This is a genomic window from uncultured Ralstonia sp., from assembly GCA_913056305.1.
GTDB lineage: Bacteria > Pseudomonadota > Gammaproteobacteria > Burkholderiales > Burkholderiaceae > Ralstonia.
Map to the genome: position 1 here is coordinate 1 of CAJXMR010000042.1, position 21,333 is coordinate 21,333.

General features: G+C 67.2%; 20 protein-coding genes and 1 tRNA gene. 14 read left to right on the plus strand and 7 right to left on the minus strand.

All coding sequences use genetic code 11. The annotated features are described in order from the left end of the window. Nucleotides 1–8 precede the first annotated feature (8 nt). From QZ609_RS09600 to QZ609_RS09615, 4 genes are all read right to left on the minus strand, one after another. Nucleotides 9–83: transfer RNA gene (locus QZ609_RS09600), tRNA-Val, on the minus strand. Between the two features lie 77 nt (nucleotides 84–160). Then, complete coding sequence (gene dnaQ, locus QZ609_RS09605) at nucleotides 161–889, minus strand: DNA polymerase III subunit epsilon (RefSeq protein WP_295493747.1); 729 nt, start codon at nucleotides 887–889, stop codon at nucleotides 161–163. A 19-nt stretch (nucleotides 890–908) separates the two neighbouring features. Continuing rightward, complete coding sequence (purU, locus tag QZ609_RS09610; protein ID WP_295493749.1) at nucleotides 909–1,775, minus strand: formyltetrahydrofolate deformylase; 867 nt, start codon at nucleotides 1,773–1,775, stop codon at nucleotides 909–911. 18 nt (nucleotides 1,776–1,793) lie between these two features. Beyond that, on the minus strand, nucleotides 1,794–2,615 hold the full coding sequence (locus tag QZ609_RS09615) for a DUF4743 domain-containing protein (protein WP_295493751.1): 822 nt from the start codon (nucleotides 2,613–2,615) through the stop codon (nucleotides 1,794–1,796). Nucleotides 2,616–2,719: 104 nt separating this feature from the next. Here QZ609_RS09615 and QZ609_RS09620 point away from each other — a divergent pair, with 104 nt between their 5' ends. Then, nucleotides 2,720–3,112, plus strand: a complete 393-nt coding sequence (locus tag QZ609_RS09620; RefSeq protein ID WP_295493753.1) for a hypothetical protein — start codon at nucleotides 2,720–2,722, stop codon at nucleotides 3,110–3,112. Nucleotides 3,113–3,118: 6 nt separating this feature from the next. On the opposite strand, the gene QZ609_RS09625 is transcribed toward QZ609_RS09620, so the two are convergent. Continuing rightward, nucleotides 3,119–3,667, minus strand: coding sequence for a hypothetical protein (locus QZ609_RS09625; protein ID WP_295493755.1), 549 nt, complete (start codon nucleotides 3,665–3,667; stop codon nucleotides 3,119–3,121). Between the two features lie 260 nt (nucleotides 3,668–3,927). Between QZ609_RS09625 and lpxO the strand changes: the two genes are divergently transcribed. The 12 genes from lpxO to QZ609_RS09685 all read left to right on the plus strand — a co-directional run bounded on the left by lpxO (nucleotide 3,928) and on the right by QZ609_RS09685 (nucleotide 17,719). After that, nucleotides 3,928–4,830: a lipid A hydroxylase LpxO gene (gene lpxO / locus QZ609_RS09630; protein ID WP_295493757.1), complete on the plus strand. Its 903-nt coding sequence runs from the start codon at nucleotides 3,928–3,930 to the stop codon at nucleotides 4,828–4,830. Between the two features lie 298 nt (nucleotides 4,831–5,128). After that, the gene (locus QZ609_RS09635) at nucleotides 5,129–5,734 is read left to right on the plus strand and encodes a YSC84-related protein (protein ID WP_295493759.1); all 606 of its coding nucleotides are present in this window, start codon (nucleotides 5,129–5,131) and stop codon (nucleotides 5,732–5,734) included. Between the two features lie 200 nt (nucleotides 5,735–5,934). Beyond that, complete coding sequence (locus QZ609_RS09640) at nucleotides 5,935–7,083, plus strand: ABC transporter substrate-binding protein (RefSeq protein ID WP_295493761.1); 1,149 nt, start codon at nucleotides 5,935–5,937, stop codon at nucleotides 7,081–7,083. 151 nt (nucleotides 7,084–7,234) lie between these two features. Further along, entirely contained in the window at nucleotides 7,235–8,209 is a 975-nt protein-coding gene (locus QZ609_RS09645; protein WP_295493763.1) for a LysR substrate-binding domain-containing protein, read from the plus strand. Next, entirely contained in the window at nucleotides 8,206–9,705 is a 1,500-nt protein-coding gene (locus tag QZ609_RS09650) for an NAD(P)/FAD-dependent oxidoreductase (RefSeq protein ID WP_295493765.1), read from the plus strand. Before QZ609_RS09645 ends, QZ609_RS09650 begins: the two co-directional genes overlap by 4 nt. Next, on the plus strand, nucleotides 9,702–10,688 hold the full coding sequence (locus QZ609_RS09655) for an ABC transporter permease (RefSeq protein WP_295493767.1): 987 nt from the start codon (nucleotides 9,702–9,704) through the stop codon (nucleotides 10,686–10,688). Before QZ609_RS09650 ends, QZ609_RS09655 begins: the two co-directional genes overlap by 4 nt. Continuing rightward, nucleotides 10,685–11,617: an ABC transporter permease gene (locus QZ609_RS09660; RefSeq protein ID WP_295493769.1), complete on the plus strand. Its 933-nt coding sequence runs from the start codon at nucleotides 10,685–10,687 to the stop codon at nucleotides 11,615–11,617. The genes QZ609_RS09655 and QZ609_RS09660 overlap by 4 nt, the downstream gene beginning before the upstream one ends. Beyond that, nucleotides 11,614–12,636: an ABC transporter ATP-binding protein gene (locus tag QZ609_RS09665; RefSeq protein WP_295493771.1), complete on the plus strand. Its 1,023-nt coding sequence runs from the start codon at nucleotides 11,614–11,616 to the stop codon at nucleotides 12,634–12,636. The genes QZ609_RS09660 and QZ609_RS09665 overlap by 4 nt, the downstream gene beginning before the upstream one ends. Further along, complete coding sequence (locus tag QZ609_RS09670) at nucleotides 12,633–13,634, plus strand: oligopeptide/dipeptide ABC transporter ATP-binding protein (RefSeq protein ID WP_295493773.1); 1,002 nt, start codon at nucleotides 12,633–12,635, stop codon at nucleotides 13,632–13,634. Before QZ609_RS09665 ends, QZ609_RS09670 begins: the two co-directional genes overlap by 4 nt. A gap of 31 nt (nucleotides 13,635–13,665) precedes the next feature. Beyond that, nucleotides 13,666–15,246, plus strand: coding sequence for an ABC transporter substrate-binding protein (locus QZ609_RS09675; protein ID WP_295493775.1), 1,581 nt, complete (start codon nucleotides 13,666–13,668; stop codon nucleotides 15,244–15,246). Between the two features lie 5 nt (nucleotides 15,247–15,251). Then, nucleotides 15,252–17,132, plus strand: a complete 1,881-nt coding sequence (locus tag QZ609_RS09680; RefSeq protein ID WP_295493776.1) for an acyl-CoA thioester hydrolase/BAAT C-terminal domain-containing protein — start codon at nucleotides 15,252–15,254, stop codon at nucleotides 17,130–17,132. After that, nucleotides 17,129–17,719 carry a peroxidase-related enzyme gene (locus tag QZ609_RS09685; RefSeq protein ID WP_295493778.1) on the plus strand — a complete coding sequence of 197 codons (591 nt, stop codon included), beginning with the start codon at nucleotides 17,129–17,131 and terminating at the stop codon, nucleotides 17,717–17,719. Before QZ609_RS09680 ends, QZ609_RS09685 begins: the two co-directional genes overlap by 4 nt. Before the next feature lie 96 nt (nucleotides 17,720–17,815). On the opposite strand, the gene QZ609_RS09690 is transcribed toward QZ609_RS09685, so the two are convergent. Together QZ609_RS09690 and QZ609_RS09695 are read right to left on the minus strand one after the other, a co-directional pair. Further along, nucleotides 17,816–20,113, minus strand: a complete 2,298-nt coding sequence (locus tag QZ609_RS09690; protein ID WP_295493779.1) for a xanthine dehydrogenase family protein molybdopterin-binding subunit — start codon at nucleotides 20,111–20,113, stop codon at nucleotides 17,816–17,818. Then, a complete protein-coding gene (locus QZ609_RS09695; RefSeq protein ID WP_295493780.1) occupies nucleotides 20,110–20,577 on the minus strand; it encodes a (2Fe-2S)-binding protein in 468 nt (155 codons plus the stop codon). Before QZ609_RS09695 ends, QZ609_RS09690 begins: the two co-directional genes overlap by 4 nt. A 426-nt stretch (nucleotides 20,578–21,003) precedes the next feature. Here QZ609_RS09695 and QZ609_RS09700 point away from each other — a divergent pair, with 426 nt between their 5' ends. Continuing rightward, the gene (locus QZ609_RS09700) at nucleotides 21,004–21,315 is read left to right on the plus strand and encodes a hypothetical protein (RefSeq protein WP_295493781.1); all 312 of its coding nucleotides are present in this window, start codon (nucleotides 21,004–21,006) and stop codon (nucleotides 21,313–21,315) included. Nucleotides 21,316–21,333: the final 18 nt, after the last annotated feature.

Sequence of the window (21,333 nt, forward strand, 5' to 3'; positions counted from 1 at the left end):
CGCGAATTTGGTGGGTGGTACAGGGATTGAACCTGTGACCCCTGCCGTGTGAAGGCAGTGCTCTACCGCTGAGCTAACCACCCGGATGCCGGATGCGGCGAAAACGAGATTATGGCGAAAAGCTGCGACCGTGTAAAGACCTCGGCCGCACTTTTTTGCATCAGGCCGCTGGCGGCGTGGCGTCCTGCGCCTCGCGCGTCCAGACCGTCTTGCCGCCGCTGGCCTTGTCGATCTCCTTGAGCACCCCGGCGTGGGCAGCGGCTTCGGCCTCGGAGGCCACCAGCACGGGCAATTCCAGCGCGCTCAGATCGACAGCGGTGGCTTCAGCCGACTCGCCCTCGCCGCCTTCCAGCATGTCGATCACCAGCGTGTTCTGGCCGCGCGTCATGGCCAGGTACACCTCGGCCAGCAGCTCGGCATCCAGCAAGGCCCCGTGCAGCGTGCGGTGCGCGTTGCTCACACCCAGCCGGTCGCACAGCGCATCCAGCGAGTTGCGCTTGCCCGGGAACATCTGGCGCGCCTCGCGCAGCGTGTCGATGTGACCGGACAGGTGCTCGCGGAAGGTCGGCAGGCCGAGCTTCTGGAACTCCATGTCGAGAAAGCCCAAGTCGAACGGCGCGTTGTGGATGATGGCCTCGGCGCCCTGCACGTAATCGCGGATCTCAGCCACGACCTCCGCAAACCTGGGCTTGTCGGCCACGAACTCGTTGGTGATGCCGTGCACCGCCATCGCGCCCGCGTCGATCTCACGCTCGGGGTTGATGTAGAAGTGCAGGTTGCGGCCGGTCAGGCGGCGGTTGACCATTTCCACGCAGCCGATTTCGATCACGCGGTCGCCGGTGGCGGCGTTCAGGCCGGTGGTTTCGGTATCGAGAACGATCTGTCGCATCGCGTCTACTCCTTAACCCTTACTTGAAAACCACGGTCTTGTGGCCGTTGAGCAGGATGCGGTGTTCGGCATGCCATTTCACCGCGCGCGCCAGCGCCACGCATTCCACGTCGCGGCCCACGGCGGTGAGCTGCTCCGGGTCCATGCTGTGATCCACGCGCTCGATCTCCTGCTCGATGATCGGGCCTTCGTCCAGGTCGGCCGTCACGTAGTGGGCCGTGGCGCCGATCAGCTTCACGCCGCGCTCGTGCGCCTGGTAGTACGGCTTGGCGCCCTTGAAGCTGGGCAGGAACGAATGGTGGATGTTGATGGCCCGGCCTTCCAGCTTGCGGCACAGGTCATTCGAGAGGATCTGCATGTAGCGCGCGAGCACCACCAGGTCAATCTGCTGCTCCTGGGCGATTTCCCAGATGCGCGCTTCCTGCTGGGCCTTCTGCGCGTCGGTGGCCTGCAGCAGCGGCAGGTGCATGAACGGCACGTCATACGACGCCGCCAGCTGATAGAAATCGCGGTGGTTCGAGACGATGGCGGCGATCTCGATCGGCAACTGGCCGGCGCGTGCGCGGAACAGCAGATCGTTCAGGCAGTGGCCGATCTTCGAGACCAGGATCATCACACGCGGCTTGATCGACGCATCGAACAGGCCCCATTGCATCGAAAAACGCTCGCCGATGGGCGAAAAACGCTCGCGCAGCGTCGGCAGGTCCAGCGGCTGGCCTTGCGGCACGAAATGCACGCGCATGAAGAAGCGGCCCGTGAACTCGTCGCCGTACTGGTCGGAGTCGAGGATGTTGCAGCCCTGCTCGAACAGCAGGCCCGACACGGCATGGACGATGCCGGGCTGGTCCGGGCACGACAGGGTAAGAATGAAACCGGAGTGACTCATCAAGCGTTGTGTGATTTGTTATCGGGCGAATCGGTCGGGCGCCAGGCGTTGCAGGGCGTCGAGTGTGACGAGCGTGGCATCCACCGTCATCGCGCAGTCCGCCATGATAGCAAGGGCCGCATCCACGCTTGCGCTCAGGTGGCCGGCAACCTCGCCGTCCTGGTTGACCGGCGTGAAATCGGCGGGCAGCGCCAGATCAAAGGCGAACAGCGTTTCGTTCTGGATGCCTTCGGGCACCTCACGCAGCACGTCGAGCGTGCCGCGCTCCACCAGATGGGCCACCAGATCGGCGCCGATACCGGCCTCCTCCCAGCACTCCTTCTCCAGCGCGCCGCGCGCATCGAAACCGTGACCGATGCCGCCAGCGACGAGGTTGTCCCACATGCCGGGGTCGATCGGCTTGGTCTCGGCGCGGCGGGCCAGCCACAGCGTCGGCTCCAGCGCGTCGACAATGCCATTCATGTGAGCGGCGTAGGTGCGGATGCCGAAAAAGCGCGCGGCGGCGCGCTCGATCAGCGCCAGCGCCGGCTCGCCCCAGCCGGTGTTGACGGCAAAACGCTCGTCGCGCCAGCCGCGCACATGGCCATCATCCGCCAGCCTGGCAATGACTTCGCCCAGGGCGGCCGTGCGCTCGGCCTCGGTGGCGAGCGCATCGCGCAGCTCGACCCGATCAGCAGCCACCACGAACCAGTGCTGCCAGCGCGTGAGCAGCGCCGCGCGCTCGCGGTCCAGCCAGCCCACGGCCTGCCCGGCGACAATCCACGGCACCAGCGCGGCGGCGTTGAAGCGATTGCGCGTCGCCAGGCCCATGGCCACGCGCGCGACACGTGGGTCAGTCATGCTAGCGTCCTCCCAAGCGATTGCGGCAGGTGCTTTGCGTGCCGCGCGCATCGGGCGATAATGCGCTGTTACCAGAAGCCGTCATCAGAACTGGAGAGAAAAGGATGGATGAAATCGACGAGCTGTCGGATCTGCCGACCCCGCGCTTTATCTGGGGGTTCGCCATTGCCGTCACACCGTCTGGTGAAGTGTCGCACGACGAGTTCGAATACCTGACGCACACCCGTGCCCCGCGCTTCACCTGCCGTGTGGTTGAACTCGAAGACATGCCGGCCGAGCCGGAAGACGACGGCGATATCGATGGCCGCATCGTCCATTTCGAGAACCCCAAGCGCATGTTCTACATCACCGATCTGGGCTTGGCGCTGATGAATTTCACGCTGTTCGACAAGGTCGACAACAAGGCCAAGCTGAAGAACGCCTGCGACGAGGCCATCGCCGATTGGCTGACCCGCCGCGAATTCCTCGAAAACGAGCCGGAAGACGACGAGGAATAACCCGCGCTACGCTGCGCCGCCTGCCTTGCCATCTTCGGCAAAGCGCAGGTCGGCCAGGCGCACATCGGCGTAGGAACGCCCTGCGGCCAGCAAGGCCGACACCTGCGCCCGCACTTGCTCTTTCTGCGCGCGCAGCGCGCGGCCCGGCAACTTCGGGTCCTGCCCGGTGTGGTGCAGATAGAGCATCTTGTAGGTGAGCTGGCTCACCATCCACTGCCGCAGCACGCGGCGGCGCCCCGCGTGGTCGGCTTCGAGTGCATCCACCTGCGTCAGCAGCGCGGAGAATGCCCGCGCCATGCGGGCCGCATCCGACACCTCCCCAGCAATGCAACGCTCGGCCACGGCACGTGCGTCGACCAGCGGCATGGCATCGGTCTCGACAAAGCGATCTGTGGTCTGGCTGGAGGCCGGCATCTGGCGGGCGACCCGCGCCGACACGGCACTCAACGCTTCCTGCGCGCGGCGGATGGACGCATCCAGCGATTCGGTACTGGCCTGCAGCAAGCCAAGCGTCGGCGTTTCGCTGGGTTGTTCGACGTGTTTCTTGACGTCCATCGCTCCCTCCGTTTGCCGCCAGCAGCGAACGCACGCTACCGGGCGAAAACAGGATTGTAGAACGCAAAGCACATTCCGCGACAAATGAGCCTATTTGTTCAGTTTTGGTGACGAACCCAAAACGATAACGTGACGTCACAAAACGGGAGCCCGCTGTTGGGCGGGATCCACGCAGCCCCGCCATGCGCCGGGTAAAATAAGCGTTTGCGCGCAATCGATGCGCCCCATTGCTGACCGCCCCGCGCGGCAAGGAACTCGCCTTGATCAAGTGGATTATCGTCGCCCTGTACCTGGGCTCCATTCTGTACGTGCACTTTCGCGGCAAGGTGCGCCTGAAGATCTGGCGCCAGATGCTGGACCACTCCGCCGTGGTTGCACCGGTCAACTGCTTCATGTACGCCTTCTCGGGCGTACCGCAGACGCCGTACGTGCCGGTCGAACGCTTTCCCGATCTGCAGAAGCTGCAGGCCGCCTGGCCGGAAATTCGCGACGAAGCCCTGGCGTTGATCGACCTGCGCAAGATCAAGGCCGCCGACAAGAACGACGACGCCGGCTTCAACTCCTTCTTCAAGAATGGCTGGAAGCGCTTCTACCTGAAGTGGTACGAGGCGAGCCACCCGTCGGCCGAGCAGCTGTGCCCGAAGACGGTCGCCCTGCTGCGCGAGCTGCCCAGCGTGAAGGCCGCGATGTTTGCAGAGCTGCCGCCGGGCGGCAAGCTCAACCCGCACCGCGATCCGTTTGCCGGATCGCTGCGCTACCACCTGGGCCTGGCCACTCCCAACGACGACCGCTGCTTCATCGAGGTCGACGGCGAGCGCCACAGCTGGCGCGACGGCGAGGGCGTGGTCTTCGACGAGACCTACCTGCACTGGGCGCAGAACGCCTCCGACCAGGACCGCGTGATCCTCTTCTGCGACATCGAGCGCCCGATGAAATTCGGCTGGGCGCAGCACATCAACAAGTGGCTCGGCCGCAAGGTGATGACCGCGGCCAGCTCGCCCAACGACGAGAATGACCAGACCGGCGGCATCAACAAGCTGTTCCGCTATGTCTGGCTGATGGGCCAGTACCGCCGCCGCTTCAAGGCGTGGAACCGCAAGGTCTATTACGTGGTGAAGTTCGGCCTGATCATCGGCGTCGCGGCACTGATCATCTGGATCTGATGCGCACCTGCGCTCGTCGCGAAGAAAAACCGGCCTCGCGCCGGTTTTTTGTTGCGCTTGCACAAGGCATCGGCCGTGCCACGGTTTTTTCGCTTTTACACAAACAAGCGTGAAAAAGCGCTACCGCCGGCACTAATCTCGCCTAATGTCAGGAACTGAGCGCATCGAACCCCGTCCGATATGACGGGCACGCCGCTTGCTGCACAGCGGGTGACACCCGTTCGGTGGCATGGCCCGCGCCAATGCCGTCACCGCGTGGCCGCGTCGCCCCCTTTCCATCACAGAGAGATCGATCGCCATGAAGAACACACTCCTCAGCCGTCGTACCGCCGCCACCCTCGCCGCCGTCGCGCTGCTGGGCACACAGATCGCCGCCTGTACGACCACCAGCCCGAACGCACAGGGCTCGGACGTGATGACGTCCACCAACAAGCACGCCACCACCAACTCGCAGGCCGACTCCGTGCTCTCGCGCCTGTACACCACCGCCAATGGCTCGCGTGAGCTGGTCTCGCGCGCCAAGGGCGTGCTGGTGTTCCCGTCGGTGCTCAATGCCGGCTTTGTGGTCGGCGGCCAATACGGCGAAGGCGTGCTGCGCACCGGCGGCGGCAAGCCGCTGGGCTACTACAACATCGCCTCCGCTTCGGTGGGCTTCCAGGCCGGCGCCCAGTCGCGTGCGCTGATCGTGCTGTTCATGACGGATGATGCCCTGCAGAAGTTCCAGAACAGCCAGGGCTGGACAGCAGGCGTGGACGCCACCGTGGCGCTGGCCAAGATCGGCGCGAACGGTGCGATCGACACCAACACCGCCCAGCAGCCGATCATCGGTTTCAACCTGACCAATGCGGGCCTGATGGCCGGCGCGTCGATCGAAGGCACGAAGATCACCAAGCAGACCAACTAAGCCGCATCACGCTTGCCACCAGAAAACCGCCGTCCAGTACGGCGGTTTTCTTTTGGAGCGATGACGCCGTCACCCGTGGGCGGCTCACAACAGCGGCGGCCTCTCTCCGGGAAATCCGGGGCGGGCGACGGGCCCGATCTGGGCTACGATCCCCACACCGCACCGGCAGAGTGCAACACAACCCAGCACAAGGGGGAGACATGACGGGACGCACATCCGCAACCCTGGGCACGGCATGCACGCTGCTCGCAAGCATGGCGCTGTGGGCGGGCCAAGCCCTGGCCGAACCCGGCATCACCGACAGCAAGATCCTGATCGGGCAGACCGCCGACTTCAGCGGCCCGGCCAGCAAGCCCGTGACGGAGATGACCGAGGGCGCCAAGCTGTATCTGGACGCCGTCAACCGCGCCGGTGGCGTGTACGGCCGCAAGATCGAACTGATCACGGAGGACGACGGCTTTGACGCCAACGCGTCCAAGCAGCACGCGCATGCGCTGCTCAACGACAAGCAGGTCTTCGCGCTGTTCCTGCCGCGCGGAACGCCCAACACCGAGGCGATCATGACCGAAGCGCACGCCGTGGGCGCGCCCGTGGTGGCGCCGTCGACCGGCGCGGCGACGTTCTTCGAGCACCCCGACCCGCTGCTGTTCGTGGTACGCGCCAAGTACCAGACCGAGATCGCCGAGCTGGTCCATTACTTCGGCACGCTGGGGCTCAAGCGCCTGGCACTGGTCAACGTGAATGACACCTTCGGTAAGGACACCGAGACGGGTTTCAACGCCGCCACGCAAGGGCAATCGGCGGATGCGCGGCAGATCTTCACCGTGGACCGGATGAAGCCTGACATTGCCACCGTGACGGCGGCCGTCGGCAAGTTCGCGCCGCAGGCCGTGATCCTGGCTTGCCCGGGGGCGACCGCCCGTGCGCTGATCGAGTCGCTCAACAAGCAAGGCGTGACCGCCCAGCTGTCGACGCTGTCCAACAATGCGAGCCTGGCGTTCGCCGCCTCGCTGGGGCCGTTGGGGCGCGGCGTGGTGGTGTCGCAGGTGATGCCGTCGCCGGTGCGCTCAACCGCCCAGCTCGGGCGCGACCTGGCCGCCACCGCCAAGGCCGCCGGCCTGTCGCCCTCCTACGCGATGATGGAAGGCTATGCTGCGGCCAAGGTCCTGGTCGAAGGCCTCAAGCGCGCGGGCAAGACCCCGACGCGGGCGAGCTTCATCGCGGGGCTGGAGTCGGCCGGTACGATTGACCTGGGCGGGCTGGACGTCCGCTACGGCGCGAATAGCCGCAAGGGGTCGACCTACGTGGAGCTGTCGGTGATCGGCCCGAACGGCACGTTCATCAAATAGGTGCGGCCCGCGTGCGGCGCGGCGCCATCCAAGGGCATAGGCGTTGCCCTCGGAAACCGCATGAGCACATAAGAAAATACTATTTGGAATTCACATACTGCCTCTAACAGAATGCATTAACCACATGCATTGACTGGGATCAATCAGGCAGATGGAACTCCGACAACTCGAAGCCTTCGCTGCCGTCATGTCGACGGGCAGCGTGACCGCCGCCGGCAAGCTGCTGGGCCGTTCGCAGCCCGCCATCAGCCGGCTGATCCAGGACCTGGAAGCGGAGATCGGCTACGCGCTGTTCACCCGTGCCGGCCCGCGCGTCTCGCCCACCGAGCAAGGCTTCCTGCTCTACGAGGATGTCGAGCATACGCTGATCAGCCTGCGGCAGATCCGCACGCGCGCCGAAGAAATCGCGCGCGGCGAGGCCCGCCCGCTGCGACTGGCCGCCACCTCCGCCCTGGCGGCCGGCCTGTTGCCCGCGGCGCTGGCCGATGAGCGCCAGATCCCCCACCACATCCAGATCCGCAGTGCCTCGCCCGAACAGGTCGTGCACGCCGTGTTGACCGGCGCGGCGGACCTCGGCATCAGCAGCCTGCCGCTGGAGCATCGCGGCGTGACAGTGCATTGGATTGGGGAATCGGCGTGTGTGGCAGCCGTGCGCGAAGGCGATCCGCTCGCAGCGGGCAAGCGCGTGGCACTGGCCGACTGCACCGGGCACCGCATCGTCACGATGCACAACCCGTATCGCCTGCGCCGCCGGCTCGACCAGGCGCTGGCGCAAGCCGGTGTCGCACCCACCGAGCTGATCGAAACCAACGCCTCGCTCAACGCCTTGACCGCCGTGCGCGCAGGCCTGGGCGTGGCGCTGCTGGAGCCGGTCACCGCCTACGGCGTGCCGATCGACGGCGTGGCGGTGCGGCCGATCGATGCGCACATCCCCTTCTTCTTTGGCGTGATCACGCCCGAGGTCAAACGGCCCTCGCCGGCTGTGACCGCGCTGATCGACGCCCTCTCCCGCGCCGCGCAGCGCCTGTTGCCGGACTGCAAGCTGCACGACCCGGCACGCCACGCCAGCATGCTGCAGGTGCTGTACGGCGAACCCCTCAACACAACGGAAGACGCGTCCGCATGACCGCTTCACACCAAGACAACGTGCCGCCGGCTGCTGGGCTTGCGGCACTGGAAGCCCGTTTGCGCCAGGACCTGTCCTGGCTGGAACTACCCCCCAAGGCGTGGACGCTGCCGCATGTGCTGGACGGCCGGCCCGTGCTGGACGTGGCAGTCATCGGCGGCGGCATGGCGGGGCTGGCGGCGGCCGCCTCGCTCAAGCACCTCGGCATCGGCGTGGTGGTGTTCGACCGCGCGCCCGTCGGCTTCGAAGGCCCCTGGGCGACCACGGCGCGCATGGAGACGCTGCGCTCGCCCAAGCAGCTGACCGGCCCAGCGCTGGGCCTGCCCGCGCTGACCTTCCGCGCGTGGTTCGAGGCGCAGTTCGGCACCGAGGCGTGGGAGGTGCTCGACAAGATCCCGCGCCTGCAATGGATGGACTACCTGCGCTGGTACCGCCGCGTGCTGCAGCTGGACGTGCGCAACGAACACCTCGTGCAGGCAATCCATCCGCGCCAGGACGGTGCCGTCGAACTCGTGATCGATGCGCCGGGCCAGCGGACGCAGCACGTGTTCGCCCGCCGCGTGGTGCTGGCGACCGGCCGTGACGGCCTGGGCGGCGCGTCGGTGCCGGACTTTGCGCGCCGCCTGCCGCACCGCTGGTGGGCGCATTCATCCGACGAGATGGACTACGGCACGCTTACGGCCAAACGCGTCGGCGTGATCGGCGCGGGCGCATCGGCGATGGACTCGGCGGCGACCGCGCTGGAAGCTGGCGCCGCGAGCGTCGACCTGCTGATCCGCCGCCCCGACCTGCCGCGCGTGAACAAGGGCAAGGGCGCCGGCAACCCGGGCCTGGTGCACGGCCACCTGCACTTGCCCGACGCGTGGAAATGGCGCATCCGCCATTACGTCAACGTCGAGCAGGTGCCACCGCCGCGCGGCAGCACGCAGCGCGTCTCGCGCTTCCCCAATGCGCGCTTCAACCTCGGCTGCGGCATCCTCGGCGTGGATGAGCACGACGGCGTGCTGCACGTCGCCACCACCAAGGGCGTGTTCCAGCTCGATTTCCTGATCTTCTCCACGGGCTTCCGCACCGACTGGGGCGCGCGTCCCGAGTTCAGCGCGCTGGCGGCGCACATCCGCCAATGGCGCGACCGCTACACGCCACGCCCCGGCGAGGAAGACGCCGAACTGAGCGACTCGCCCGACCTCGGCCCCGTGTTCGAATTCCGCGAGAAGACGCCCGGCACCCTGCCCGGCCTGTCGCGCGTGCATTGCTTCTGCTACCCGGCCTCGCTCACGCACGGCACCGTGTCGGGCGACATCCCAGCCATCAGCGAAGGCGCACGACGGCTGGCGCAAGGCATTGCCGGCCTGCTGTACCACGAGGACATCGACGGCCACTACGCCACCATCCAGGCCTATGCTGAACCGGAGATCTTCGGCGACGAATGGACGCCCGCGCCACCACCCGGCGTGGACGCCGAAGCCGCATCCGACCAGGAGGCCGCGCAATGATCGGTTGGTTGATCCGCCGCATCGGCCAGGCGCTGCTGGTCGTGCTGGTGATGACGGTGATCGTCTTCGTCGGCCTGCATGCCATCGGCAATCCGGTCGACATCCTGATCGGCCAGGACGTGGACCAGATCGACCGCGCGCGCATCATCACGGAACTCGGCCTGGACAAGCCGCTGTGGCAGCAATACCTGGCCTTCCTCAACGGCGCGCTGCACGGCAACCTCGGCAAGAGCTTTGTCTACAACGAGCCGGCCATCCAACTGATCCTGCAACGTCTGCCGGCCACGCTGGAGCTGGCGTTTGCGGCGCTGATCATCGCCGTGGTGATCGGCGTACCGCTAGGGCTGTTCGCGGGGCTCTATCCGAGCCATCCGCTCTCGCGCCTGCTGATGACGGGCAGCGTGGTGGGCTTCTCGCTGCCGACGTTCTGGGTGGGGCTGATGCTGATCATGGCCTTCAGCGTGGGGCTGGGCTGGCTGCCGGCCAGCGGGCGCGGCGAGACGGCCCGCTTTCTCGGTATCGAGTGGTCGTGGCTGACGGTAGACGGGCTGCGCCACCTGCTGCTGCCTGCCATCAACCTGTCGCTGTTCAAGCTCTCGCTGGTGCTGCGGCTGACCTCGGCCGGCGTGCGCGAAGTGCTGCCGCTGGACTTCGTGAAGTTCGCGCGCGCCAAGGGGCTGTCGCCGCTGCGCGTGGTGCTGGCGCATGTGCTGCGCAATACGCTGATCCCGTTGGTGACGGTGCTGGGGCTGGAGCTGGGCTCGACCATTGCCTTCGCGGTGGTGACCGAGAGCATCTTCGCGTGGCCCGGCGCGGGCAAGCTGATCCTGGACAGCATCAACACACTGGACCGCCCGGTGATCGTCTCGTACCTGATCGTGGTGGTGTGCCTGTTCGTGTCGCTCAATCTGATCGTCGACATCCTGTACCGCATGCTGGACCCACGCGTGCGTGCGGCGGATAGCGCGGAGGCGGCGGCATGAACACGACTTCGCAAACTGCAACGCGGGCGGCTCAAGCCGCGCCGGCGCCCCGCAAGCAATCGCCATGGCGGCGTGTGGCGGCGGATTTCCTGGCGTCGAAGTCCGCCCTCTTCGGGCTGGTGGTGGTCGTGCTGCTGGTGGCCGCCGCGCTGGCCGCGCCGTGGATCAGCCCGCAGAACCCGTATGACCTGATGCAGCTTGACGTACTGGACTCGCGCCTGCCGCCGGGCTCGCCGAATGGCCTGGGCACGTTCACCTACTGGCTCGGCACCGACGGCCAGGGGCGCGACCTGTACTCCGGCATCCTCTATGGCTTGCGCATCAGCCTGGGCGTGGGCATCGGCTCCGCCAGCGTGGCGGCCATCATCGGCACGCTGCTCGGGCTGATCGCCGCGTACGCGGGCGGCAAGGTCGACAGCGTGATCATGCGGACGGTCGACCTTCTGCTGTCGTTCCCCTCTGTGCTGGTGGCAATGATGATCCTGGCCTACCTCGGCAAGAGCATCAGCAATGTCGTGCTGACGCTGGTGCTGCTGGAGTGGGCCTACTACGCGCGCACGGTGCGCGGGCAAGCCCTGGTCGAGCGCCGCCGCGAATATGTGGAAGCCGCGCGCTCGCTCGCCCTGCCCGACTGGCGGATCGCGCTCAAGCACATCCTGCCGAACTGCCTGCCGCCGCTGATCGTGGTGGGCACGCTGCAGGTGGCACGCGCGATCACGCTGGAGGCGACCCTCTCCTTCCTGGGCCTGGGCGTGCCGATCACCGAGCCGTCGTTAGGCCTGCTGATTTCCAACGGATACCAAACCATGCTGTCTGGCCAGTACTGGATCAGTTTCTATCCGGGCATCGCGCTGCTGCTGGCGCTGGTGGCCATCAACCTTGTGGGCGACCGCCTGCGTGAAGTGCTGAACCCGAGGGCGCAGCGATGAGCGCGTCGGGCCATGCCAATTCAATGACGCTGGAAGTGCGCAACCTGCGCACGCAGTTCTTCACGCGCGACGGCGTGCTGCCGGCGGTGGACGACGTGTCGTTCTCGCTCGCACGCGGTCGCATCCTGGGGCTGGTGGGTGAATCGGGCTCGGGCAAATCGGTCACGGGCTTCTCGATCATGGGACTGGTGGACCCGCCCGGCCGTGTAGTCGGCGGCGAGATCCTGTTCCAGGGCCGCGACGTGACCAAGCTGCCCGCGCGCGAACTCCGCAAGCTGCAGGGCAACCGCATCGCCATGGTCTTCCAGGACCCGATGATGACGCTCAACCCCGTGCTGCGCATCGACGCCCAGATGATCGAGGCCGTACGCGCGCACACAAGCATGAGCCACGCCCAGGCCCGCGAACACGCGCGCGACACGCTCGGCCTGATGGGCATCCCCAGCCCGGAAGAACGCCTGCGCGCGTATCCGCACCAGCTCTCCGGCGGCATGCGTCAGCGCGTGGCGATTGCCATTGCGATGCTGCATCGGCCCGACCTGATCATCGCCGACGAGCCGACCACCGCGCTGGACGTCACCATCCAGGCGCAGATCCTGTCGGAGGTGCAGAAGCTCGCGCGCCAGCACGGCACCGCGCTGATCTGGATCACGCATGACCTGTCGGTGGTGGCTGGTTTGGCCGACGAAGTGGCCGTGATGTACGCCGGCCGCATCGTCGAGCATGGCCCCGTCGATGCCGTGCTCGACGCGCCGCTGCACCCGTACACCATGGGCCTGATCGACAGCCTGCCGAGCGAGAACCGCCGTGGTCAGCGCCTGCGCCAGATTCCGGGCATGACGCCGAACCTGCTGTCGCTGCCGGCAGGCTGCGCGTTTGCGGCGCGCTGCCCGCGTGCGTCCGAGGCGTGCGGCGTGCGTCCGGAGATCAAGCAGAACAGCCCCGACCGCCTCGTGCGCTGCTTCCACCCCGGCACGCTGCCGACAGCAGGAATCGACAACCAGCGGGAGGTCGCGTGAGCACGCCGCTGGTGGAACTCAAGCAGATCAGCAAGCGCTTCGGCGATCGCAAGATCGGCCCGGGCGGCCGCGTGCTGCAACGCCTGGGCCTCGCCCAGCCGCCCGCCGTGGTGCGCGCCGTCGATGGCATCGACCTGGCGATCCAGCCCGGCGAAGTGGTCGGCCTCGTCGGCGAATCGGGCTGCGGTAAATCCACGCTCGGCCGCATTGCCGCCGGGCTGATGCCGCCGTCCGACGGCGAGGTGCGCGTCGACGGCAAATCGGTCGACACGCTCTCCGCCCACGAAGCCCGCGACGCCCGCCTGAAGATCCAGATGATCTTCCAGGACCCGTACGCCAGCCTCAACCCGCGCCTGCGCGTGGAAGAGAGTATCGGCGAGGCGCCGCGCGTGCACGGCCTGACCGACCGCGCCAACTTTGCCGACTACGTGGCCGCGCAGATGGAACGCGCGGGCCTCGACCCCGCCCTGCGCGATCGCTATCCGCACCAGTTCAGCGGCGGCCAGCGGCAACGCATCGGCATTGCGCGCGCGCTGGCGGTGCAGCCGTCGATGCTCGTGTGCGATGAGGCGGTGGCGGCGCTGGACGTGTCCATTCAGGCGCAGATCCTGAACCTGTTCATGGACCTGCGTGAGCAGCTCAACCTGACGTATCTGTTCATCAGCCATGACCTGGGCGTGGTCGAGCATCTATCGGACCGCGTGGTGATCATGTACCTCGGGCGCGTGGTGGAATCGGCACCGGCTGAAGAGGTGTTCCGCCGCCCGAACCACCCGTACACGCAGACGCTGCTGGCAGAGATCCCGCGCCTGTCGTCTCGGCACAAGACCTTCACGGCGATCCAGGGCGAGATGCCCAGCCCGCTGCACCCGCCCAGCGGCTGCCATTTCCACCCGCGCTGCCCGCACGCCATGCCCCGCTGCAAGACCGAGGCGCCGACCCTGCGCGGCATCGCGGTCAACCATGTCAGCGCGTGTCATCTGAACGATCTTCAATAAGCCAACGATTCCAACAACAAAGGGAACAACCGTGAAACGCCTCCTCGCTTCGTCGCTTGCCGTTGCCCTGCTTTCCGCCGCCGCAGTTGTCACCACCCCTGCCGGCGCGCAGACGCTGAACATCGGCTTTGCCGATCCGCTGTCGTCGCTGGACCCGCAGTTGAACAACCACGCCGGCGACCGCTCCGTCGACGTGCATTTCTGGGATCTGCTGGTCGAGAACAAGTGGAACAAGCTGCAGCCCGGCCTGGCGCTGTCGTGGAAGACGCTGGACCCGAAGACGTGGGAGTTCAAGCTGCGCCCTGGCGTGAAGTGGCAGGACGGCCAGCCGTTCACGGCGGACGACGTCATCTTCTCGTACCAGCGCGCACGCAGCGTGCCGGGCAGCGTGGCGACCTTCGCGGGCTACCTGCGCACGGTGGAATCCGTCACGGTCAAGGACCCGCTCACGCTCATCATCAAGACCAATATCCCGAACCCGGACCTGCCGCTGAACCTGGCTTCCGTGCACATCGTCAGCAAGCACGTGGGCGACAAATCCGCCACCGAGGACTACAACGCCGGCCGCGCCGTGGTCGGCACGGGCCCGTTCAAGTTCGTCTCGTACGTGCCGGGCGACCGCGTGGTGATGGCGCGCAATGACAACTACTGGGGCGGCAAGTCGACCTGGGAGAAGGTCAACTACCGCTACATCAACAACGCCGCCGCGCGCACGGCCAACCTGCTTTCGGGCGAGGTGGACGTGATCGACAAGGTTTCAGTGTCGGACCTCGCGCGCCTGCGCCAGTCGCCCAACGTGAAGGTGTTCGCCTACCCGGGCCTGCGCGTGATGCTGCTGCAGCCGAGCTTCCGCAAGGGGCCGAACGAGTACATCACGGGCGCCGACGGCAAGCCGCTGCCGAACAACCCGCTGCTGGACGTGCGCGTGCGCCGGGCGCTGTCGCTGGCGATTGACCGCAAGGTGATCGTCGATCGCATCCTGCAAGGCGCGGCCACCATCGCCAACCAGTGGATGCCCGCCGACACCTACGGCTACAACCCGGACGTGAAGGACATCGCCAACGATCCGGCCCAGGCCAAGAAGCTGCTGGCCGATGCCGGCTTCCCGCAGGGCTTCAACCTCACCATGCACGTGCCGAACGACCGCTACCCGCAAGGGCCGGAAACGGCGCAGGCGGTGGCGCAGTTCTGGACGCGCATCGGCGTGAAGACCAAGGTGGAGGTGGTGCCCTGGTCGGTCTACTCGGGCCGTGCCAACAAGAACGACTATGCGATGAGCATGCTGGCCTGGGGCAACGGCACGGGTGAGGCGAGCTACGCGCTGGTCAACGTGCTGGCCACCGTCGACACGAAGAAGGGGCTGGGTGCCTCCAACTGGGGCCACTACAGCAACCAGGCCGTGGACCACGCGCTGGACGCCTCCACCGAGGAGTTCAACAGCGAGAAGCGCGCCGCCATCCTGCGCCATTCGGTCAAGCTGGTTTCCGACGACGTGGGCGTGTTGCCGCTGTACCACTACCAGAACGTGTGGGCCGCGAAGAAGGGCTTGAAGGTCACGCCGATGACGAGCGACCGCACGGCTGCGCAGATGGTCGCCAAGGACGGCAAGTAAGCGTCATGGGAACCTTCGCGCTCAGCGTCACGCCGGCGGATGACCTGATCGATGTGCCGCGCCGCATCATCGTGACGGGGCTCGTGCCGGGCGAGCAAGTCGGCATCGTGGCGCAGACGCGGCGAGGCAACGGTGTCCTATGGCACAGCCGCGCCGCCTTCATGGCCGATGCCGAGGGCACCGTCGACCTGACGCGCGATGCGCCCGTCTCCGGCGATTACACCGGCATCAGCGCCATGGGCCTCGTCTGGAGCCAGCGCCCGGATGACGGCAAGTCGCGCGAGGTGTTCCCGCAACCGGTGACCGCGCCGCTGACAACCACGCTCACGTCCACGGCCAGCGGCGAGTCGGTCCATGCGACGTTCATCCAGAGGCTGGCTGCGCCCGGTGTCACGCGCCACGAGGTGCGCGACGAGGGGCTGGTCGGCACGCTGTGCCTGCCAGACCCGTACGCCCACCCCGGCCCGCGCCCGGCAGTGCTGATCCTCAACGGCTCCGGCGGCGGCATCAACGAACCGCGCGCGGCGCTGTATGCCTCGCACGGCTACGCAGCCTTTGCGCTGGCGTACTTCAAGGCGCCGGGGCTGTCGGACTACATCTCGAACACGCCGCTCGAATACTTCGAGCGCGCCCTGGCTTGGCTGCGCCGGCGCGTGGAGCCGCTGCACGATTTCGTCGCCGTGAGCGGCCAGTCGCGCGGCGGCGAACTGGCGTTGTTGCTTGGTGCGACGTTTCCCGAGGCGGTCTCGGCGGTGATCGGCTATGTGCCGGGCGCCGTCGTGCACAGCGCGCAGAACGCCGCTGACCCGGCCATCGGCCGTGAAGGACCGACATGGCTGTATCGCGGCCAGCCGCTGCCGCATCTGTGGGAAGGCAACCGCACCGCAAGCTGGGCGCCGTTTGACGAAGGCCCCGCGCCGCACCGGCACGAACGCGCCATCCGCACCGCGCTGCAGGATGCGGATGCCGTCGCACGCGCCCGCATCCGCGTGGAGCGCACGCGTGGGCCCATCCTGCTGCTCTCCGCCACCGACGACGGCTCCTGGCCCTCGGGCGACTATGCGCGCATGGTCACCGCCAAGCTGGCCGAGGTGCGCCACCCCTACCCCGTGCGCCACTTCGACTACGAAGGCGCCGGCCACGCCATCGTCTTCCCCTACGTGCCGACCACGCAGCTCGTCTATGCGCACCCGGTCTCGGGCCGCATCAGCACCGGCGGCGGCGAACCGCGCGCCAACGCCCGCGCCGACGCGCAATCGTGGGCGGCCGTGCGCCGCTTCCTCGCCGATGCGGTGGCCGCGCGCGGCGCATCCGTACCCGATTCTCGGAGCCTTTCATCGATGGATTTCACGCCTGCCCACGACGTAGTGGATCAGGTTGCCGGCCTCAACGGCGGCGACGCCACGTACGCACTGCGCCACGAGCGCGAGAAGGTGGCCACGGCAAGCCAAGGCAGCTACGACGCACTGTTCGACGCCGCCCTGCCCGGCCTGTCCTTGGGCGAGCGCCTGCTGGTGGCGCTGTATGCCTGCCGACTGACGCCGGCGCCCGAATTGGCCGAGCACTACCGCGCACAGCTTGCTGGAACGACGGTCGACGCGGCTGCCTTGCTAGCCGTCGACCACGGCGATGCAGAAACGCTGGCTGACCCACGCCTGCACGCCATCCTCGCCTTCACGCGCACGCTCATCGAACGCCCGATCGAAGGCGACCGCGATGCGCTGCTGCGCCTGCCGGCGGCGGGCCTGGCCACGGCGGATGTCGTGACGCTCGCGCAGCTGATCGCCTTCCTGTCGTACCAGACGCGGCTGGTAGCCGGCCTGCGCGCACTACGCGAAGCCACCGGCACCGACACCTCCACCGCTTCCACGGAGACCGCCGTATGACCGAGATCATCCGCGCCCACGGCTTCACCAACGAATCGCTCGAATGGAAAGCGTGGCTCGACGTGGTCGACCTTGAGCGCGCCACGCCCGAGCAGATCGCCGTGCTGGAAGAGAGCCACCCGAAGGCGAAGACCTCCGACTATTACCGCTTCCTGGTGCACCAGCCGGAGATCCTGCGCCAGCGCTCGGCGGCGTTCAACGCGATCATGTACGCGCCGGGTGGCCTCTCGCGCGCCGAGCGCGAACTCGCCAGCGCGGTGGTCTCGCGCGTAAATGGCTGCGTGTATTGCGCCTCCGTCCACGCCCAGCGCTTCGAGCAGATCGCCAAGCGCAACGACGTCATCAAGCAAGTCTTCGAAGATCCGCACACCGCCGGCACCAACGCGCGCGAACGGGCCATCGCGCTGTTCTCGATCGACCTGACGCTGCGTCCCGGCGACGTGCGCGCCGACGACATCCAGCCGCTCAAGGCCGCCGGGCTGACAGATGCGGAGATCCTCGACCTGATCCACGCTGTGGCGATCTTCGCGTGGGCCAACCGGCTGATGCTGAACCTGGGCGAGCCGGTGTTTGCGGCCGCGACCTAGAAACCGCGCCCAATCAGTAAATCAGTCGATCAGCCGCCCAAGGAAAAACCGCAGACCCGGATCAGGTCTGCGGTTTCTTTTTGCGCCAACGCCGCCTCACACCATCGGCAATTGCCGCACCGGCTTGCCGGTGAGCTGGGCCACCGCGTGCGCCACGGCTGGCGCGATCGGCGGCACGCCCACCTCGCCCACCCCGGTGGGCTCCGCCGTGCTGGGCACGATGTGCGTTTCGATCACCGGCGTCTCGGCCATCTTCAGCACCGGATAGTCGGGGAAGTTCGACTGCACGACCTGCCCGTCCTTGATCTGGATCTGGCTGTACAGCGCCGCACTCAGGCCAAAGATGATCGCGCTCTCCATCTGCTGCGTGACGATGGCAGGGTTGACCACGGTGCCGCAATCCACCGCGCACACGACGCGATGCACGCGCGGCTTGCCGTCCTTGAGCGACACCTCCACCACCTGCGCCACCACCGAGCCGAAGCTCGGATGCAGCGCCAGCCCGCGCGCGCGCGGCGCCCCGTCGGCGGCCGGCGCGAGCGGTTGGCCCCAGCCGGCCGCCTGCGCGGCCGTATCGAGCACCTTCAGCTCGCGCGGATGCGCCTTGAGCAAGTCGCGCCGCATCGCCAACGGGTCGAGCTTGGCCGCAGCCGCCACGTCGTTCAGGAAGCCTTCCAGGAAGAACCCGGTGTAGGAATGCCCCACGCTGCGCCAGAACCCCACCGGCACTGGCAGATCGACCGCCACATGGGCGATGTGCTCGTGCGCGATCTCGTACGGCAGGTCGAACAACCCCTCGGCGGTGTAGCGATCCATGCCCATCGACGGAGCGCCAAAGAGGCGGTCCAGTTCGCTGGCCAGGATCGATTGCCCAGCGCTGCGTGAGGCGATGGCTGTGAGCTTGCCGTTGTCGACGCGTGCCTTCAGGCGGGCGATGGCCTGCGGGCGATAGAAGTCGTGACGGATGTCTTCTTCACGCGTCCAGATCACCTGTACCGGGCGGCCTTCGGTCTTGGTGGCGATGGTGACCGCCTGGCCGATGAAGTCCGATTCCAGCCGCCGCCCGAAGCCACCGCCGATCAGCGGGATGTCGATCTTCACTTGGTCCCGACTCACACCTGCGGCGCGGGCCGCCACCAGTTGCGCCAGCGTGGCGACCTGCGTGGGCGCCCACAGCTGCACGCCATCCTTGCTCACCTGTGCCGTGCAGTTGATCGGCTCCATGGTGGCGTGCGCGAGATACGGCGCGTGGTATTCCGCTTCGACGATGGTGGCGCCCTGGGCATTGTCGAAGGCCTTCAGGCCATCGCCCATCGAGCGGTAGGTAAAGCCGCCCTTGTCGCTGTCGAGTGCGCTGGTGAGCTGCTGCTGGATGCCGGCGGAATCGAGCGACGCATGCGGGCCGCTGTCCCACACCGGTTCGAGCTTGACCACCGCCTGGCGCGCCTGCCAGTAGTGGTCGGCCACCACCGCCACACCGGGCGCGCCGCCCGCCGCGCCTTCGAATGGCACCACATAGCGCACGCCGGGCATGCCCTGCGCGGCCTTCGCGTCAAACGACTTGAGCTTGCCGCCAAACACCGGGCACATGGCTACCGCCGCGTACAGCAGGCCCGCCGGCCGCGCATCGATGGCGAAGCGCGCGCTGCCGTTGGTCTTGCCTTCGATGTCATTGCGCGGCGCGGGCTTGCCGATCAGTTTGAATTCCGAGGCTGGCTTGAGCGTGACGCTGGATGGCGGCGCAATGTCGCGCGCCCTCTTGGCCACCGCGCCAAAATTGGCCTGCTTGCCGCCCGGGCCAATCAGCAACCCGTCGTGCACACTCACCTGTGCTGCCGGCAGGTTCCATTCGCGTGCGGCGGCCTCGACCAGCGTGGCGCGCGCCGTAGCGGCGGCTTCGCGCACCGCCAGCCAGCCGTCCGCGACGCTGCTGCTGCCGCCGGTAATGATCAGACCGATTTCGCGCGCGCCCTTGGCCATGATCCAGTGCAGCGCGCGCGCCCAGGTCTTGTCGGCATCGTCCGGATGCAGCGGCAGCGAGCTGTCGCCCATGGCGACGACGTTGCCGTAGATGCGCTCGACGGGCGAGGTCTCGAGGCTCACGCGCGACAGCGGCACATCCAGCTCTTCGGCGGCCAGCATCGCGAACGCGGTGTAGATGCCCTGCCCGAACTCCACGTGCGGCATGGCGAGCACGACGTTGCCTTCCGGCGTGATCTTGATCCACCCGTTCAGGGCGACCTCGCCGGCGTGTTCGGGGAAGATCGACGAGTCACCCAGGCGGCTGCGCGGCGGCATCACGCCCCAGCCCACCACCAGCGCGCCGCCCAGGCCGAGGGCGCCCAGCAGGAAGCGACGACGCCCGCTACGTGGTTTGGTTGCGTTGGCGTTCATGCGCGGCCCTCCCGCAGTGCCTTCGCGGCACGCTTGATGGCGGTGCGCACACGCGGATACGTGCCGCAGCGGCAGATGTTGGTCATGGCCGCGTCGATGTCGGCATCGCTCGGGTCGGGCTGCTTGGTCAACAGGTCTGCCGCGGCCATCAGCATGCCGGACTGGCAGTAGCCGCATTGCGGCACCTGCTCGTCGATCCAGGCCTGCTGCAACGCGTGGCGCTTGCCATCGCCGCCGGCCAGGCCCTCGATGGTGGTGATGCGCTTGCCGGCCACCGCCTGCACGGGCAGCACGCAAGACCGCACCGCCGCGCCGTCCAGATGCACGGTGCACGCGCCGCAGGCCGCGACGCCACAGCCGAACTTGGTGCCCGTGAGATTCAGGTGATCGCGCAGCACCCACAGCAGGGGCGTGGCAGGGTCGCAATCGACGCTGACCGGCTTGCGGTTGACGTCCAGATCCATCGGTGGTCTCCAGTCATTTTTGAACGGCTTTTTTCGCCGCCCAAGCCTACTTTCAAACGCCCACAGGCCGCAATAGTGGAACAACTCCATCTCGGACGACAGGCGGCGCCCCCGGGGGCGGAGCGCCATTCACACCGGCCCAGCGGGAACGTGTTACGTAACGCACGCCCCCACACACCGCCGCGCGAGACCGCTACCGCACTCGCCTGCGCGCACCCCACCAACGAGGGGAAAGCTACCGCAAAGGGTTGCTGGCCATGCCTTTGCGGCAAGCGACTCGGATGCTCGCGACGCACCTCGACAGCACGATGGGTCACGACACCGCTCTGGCATGGAAGTTGCGCTACCGCTTTAAACAGCAGCGCAGCCGCACGCAACGGCCGCGCAACCCGCCCAGACAGGCGCCTTTTCCAGCAGGAGACCACCATGCCCGACCGCAACATCCGAGACGCCGAGATCGCCCGTGCCATCGACGCAGATCTGCTGCGCCGCCGCCAGCAGTTCAATGGTCAGCCTGCTGCATGGGGCGTGCTGTGCGAAGCCGCGCACGTGGCGACCCTGAACGAGCGCGCGCGGATGGCCTTCGTTGAGCGCGTGGCCGCCAGCCGTGGCGCTGATATCGCATTGCGCCTGCTGCACAAGGCGGAAGCGATTCGCGAGTCGGTGATGAAGGCGCTGCAATCGGCGGACACTGCGGCCGACACGCAGATGATGGAGCGGCCCGCGCTGCTGCACTGATACCCCACGTTGCGGGCC

What these genes read in the sequence shown, in the direction of transcription:
- QZ609_RS09695 (WP_295493780.1), bottom strand. Translation starts at nt 20,577, where the DNA reads ATGGATCTGGACGTCAACCGCAAGCCGGTCAGCGTCGATTGCGACCCT.
- QZ609_RS09650 (WP_295493765.1), top strand. Translation starts at nt 8,206, where the DNA reads ATGACCGCTTCACACCAAGACAACGTGCCGCCGGCTGCTGGGCTTGCG.
- QZ609_RS09660 (WP_295493769.1), top strand. Translation starts at nt 10,685, where the DNA reads ATGAACACGACTTCGCAAACTGCAACGCGGGCGGCTCAAGCCGCGCCG.
- QZ609_RS09665 (WP_295493771.1), top strand. Translation starts at nt 11,614, where the DNA reads ATGAGCGCGTCGGGCCATGCCAATTCAATGACGCTGGAAGTGCGCAAC.
- QZ609_RS09700 (WP_295493781.1), top strand. Translation starts at nt 21,004, where the DNA reads ATGCCCGACCGCAACATCCGAGACGCCGAGATCGCCCGTGCCATCGAC.
- purU (WP_295493749.1), bottom strand. Translation starts at nt 1,775, where the DNA reads ATGAGTCACTCCGGTTTCATTCTTACCCTGTCGTGCCCGGACCAGCCC.
- QZ609_RS09685 (WP_295493778.1), top strand. Translation starts at nt 17,129, where the DNA reads ATGACCGAGATCATCCGCGCCCACGGCTTCACCAACGAATCGCTCGAA.
- QZ609_RS09640 (WP_295493761.1), top strand. Translation starts at nt 5,935, where the DNA reads ATGACGGGACGCACATCCGCAACCCTGGGCACGGCATGCACGCTGCTC.
- QZ609_RS09655 (WP_295493767.1), top strand. Translation starts at nt 9,702, where the DNA reads ATGATCGGTTGGTTGATCCGCCGCATCGGCCAGGCGCTGCTGGTCGTG.
- QZ609_RS09620 (WP_295493753.1), top strand. Translation starts at nt 2,720, where the DNA reads ATGGATGAAATCGACGAGCTGTCGGATCTGCCGACCCCGCGCTTTATC.
- QZ609_RS09615 (WP_295493751.1), bottom strand. Translation starts at nt 2,615, where the DNA reads ATGACTGACCCACGTGTCGCGCGCGTGGCCATGGGCCTGGCGACGCGC.
- dnaQ (WP_295493747.1), bottom strand. Translation starts at nt 889, where the DNA reads ATGCGACAGATCGTTCTCGATACCGAAACCACCGGCCTGAACGCCGCC.
- QZ609_RS09645 (WP_295493763.1), top strand. Translation starts at nt 7,235, where the DNA reads ATGGAACTCCGACAACTCGAAGCCTTCGCTGCCGTCATGTCGACGGGC.
- QZ609_RS09680 (WP_295493776.1), top strand. Translation starts at nt 15,252, where the DNA reads ATGGGAACCTTCGCGCTCAGCGTCACGCCGGCGGATGACCTGATCGAT.
- QZ609_RS09690 (WP_295493779.1), bottom strand. Translation starts at nt 20,113, where the DNA reads ATGAACGCCAACGCAACCAAACCACGTAGCGGGCGTCGTCGCTTCCTG.
- QZ609_RS09635 (WP_295493759.1), top strand. Translation starts at nt 5,129, where the DNA reads ATGAAGAACACACTCCTCAGCCGTCGTACCGCCGCCACCCTCGCCGCC.
- QZ609_RS09625 (WP_295493755.1), bottom strand. Translation starts at nt 3,667, where the DNA reads ATGGACGTCAAGAAACACGTCGAACAACCCAGCGAAACGCCGACGCTT.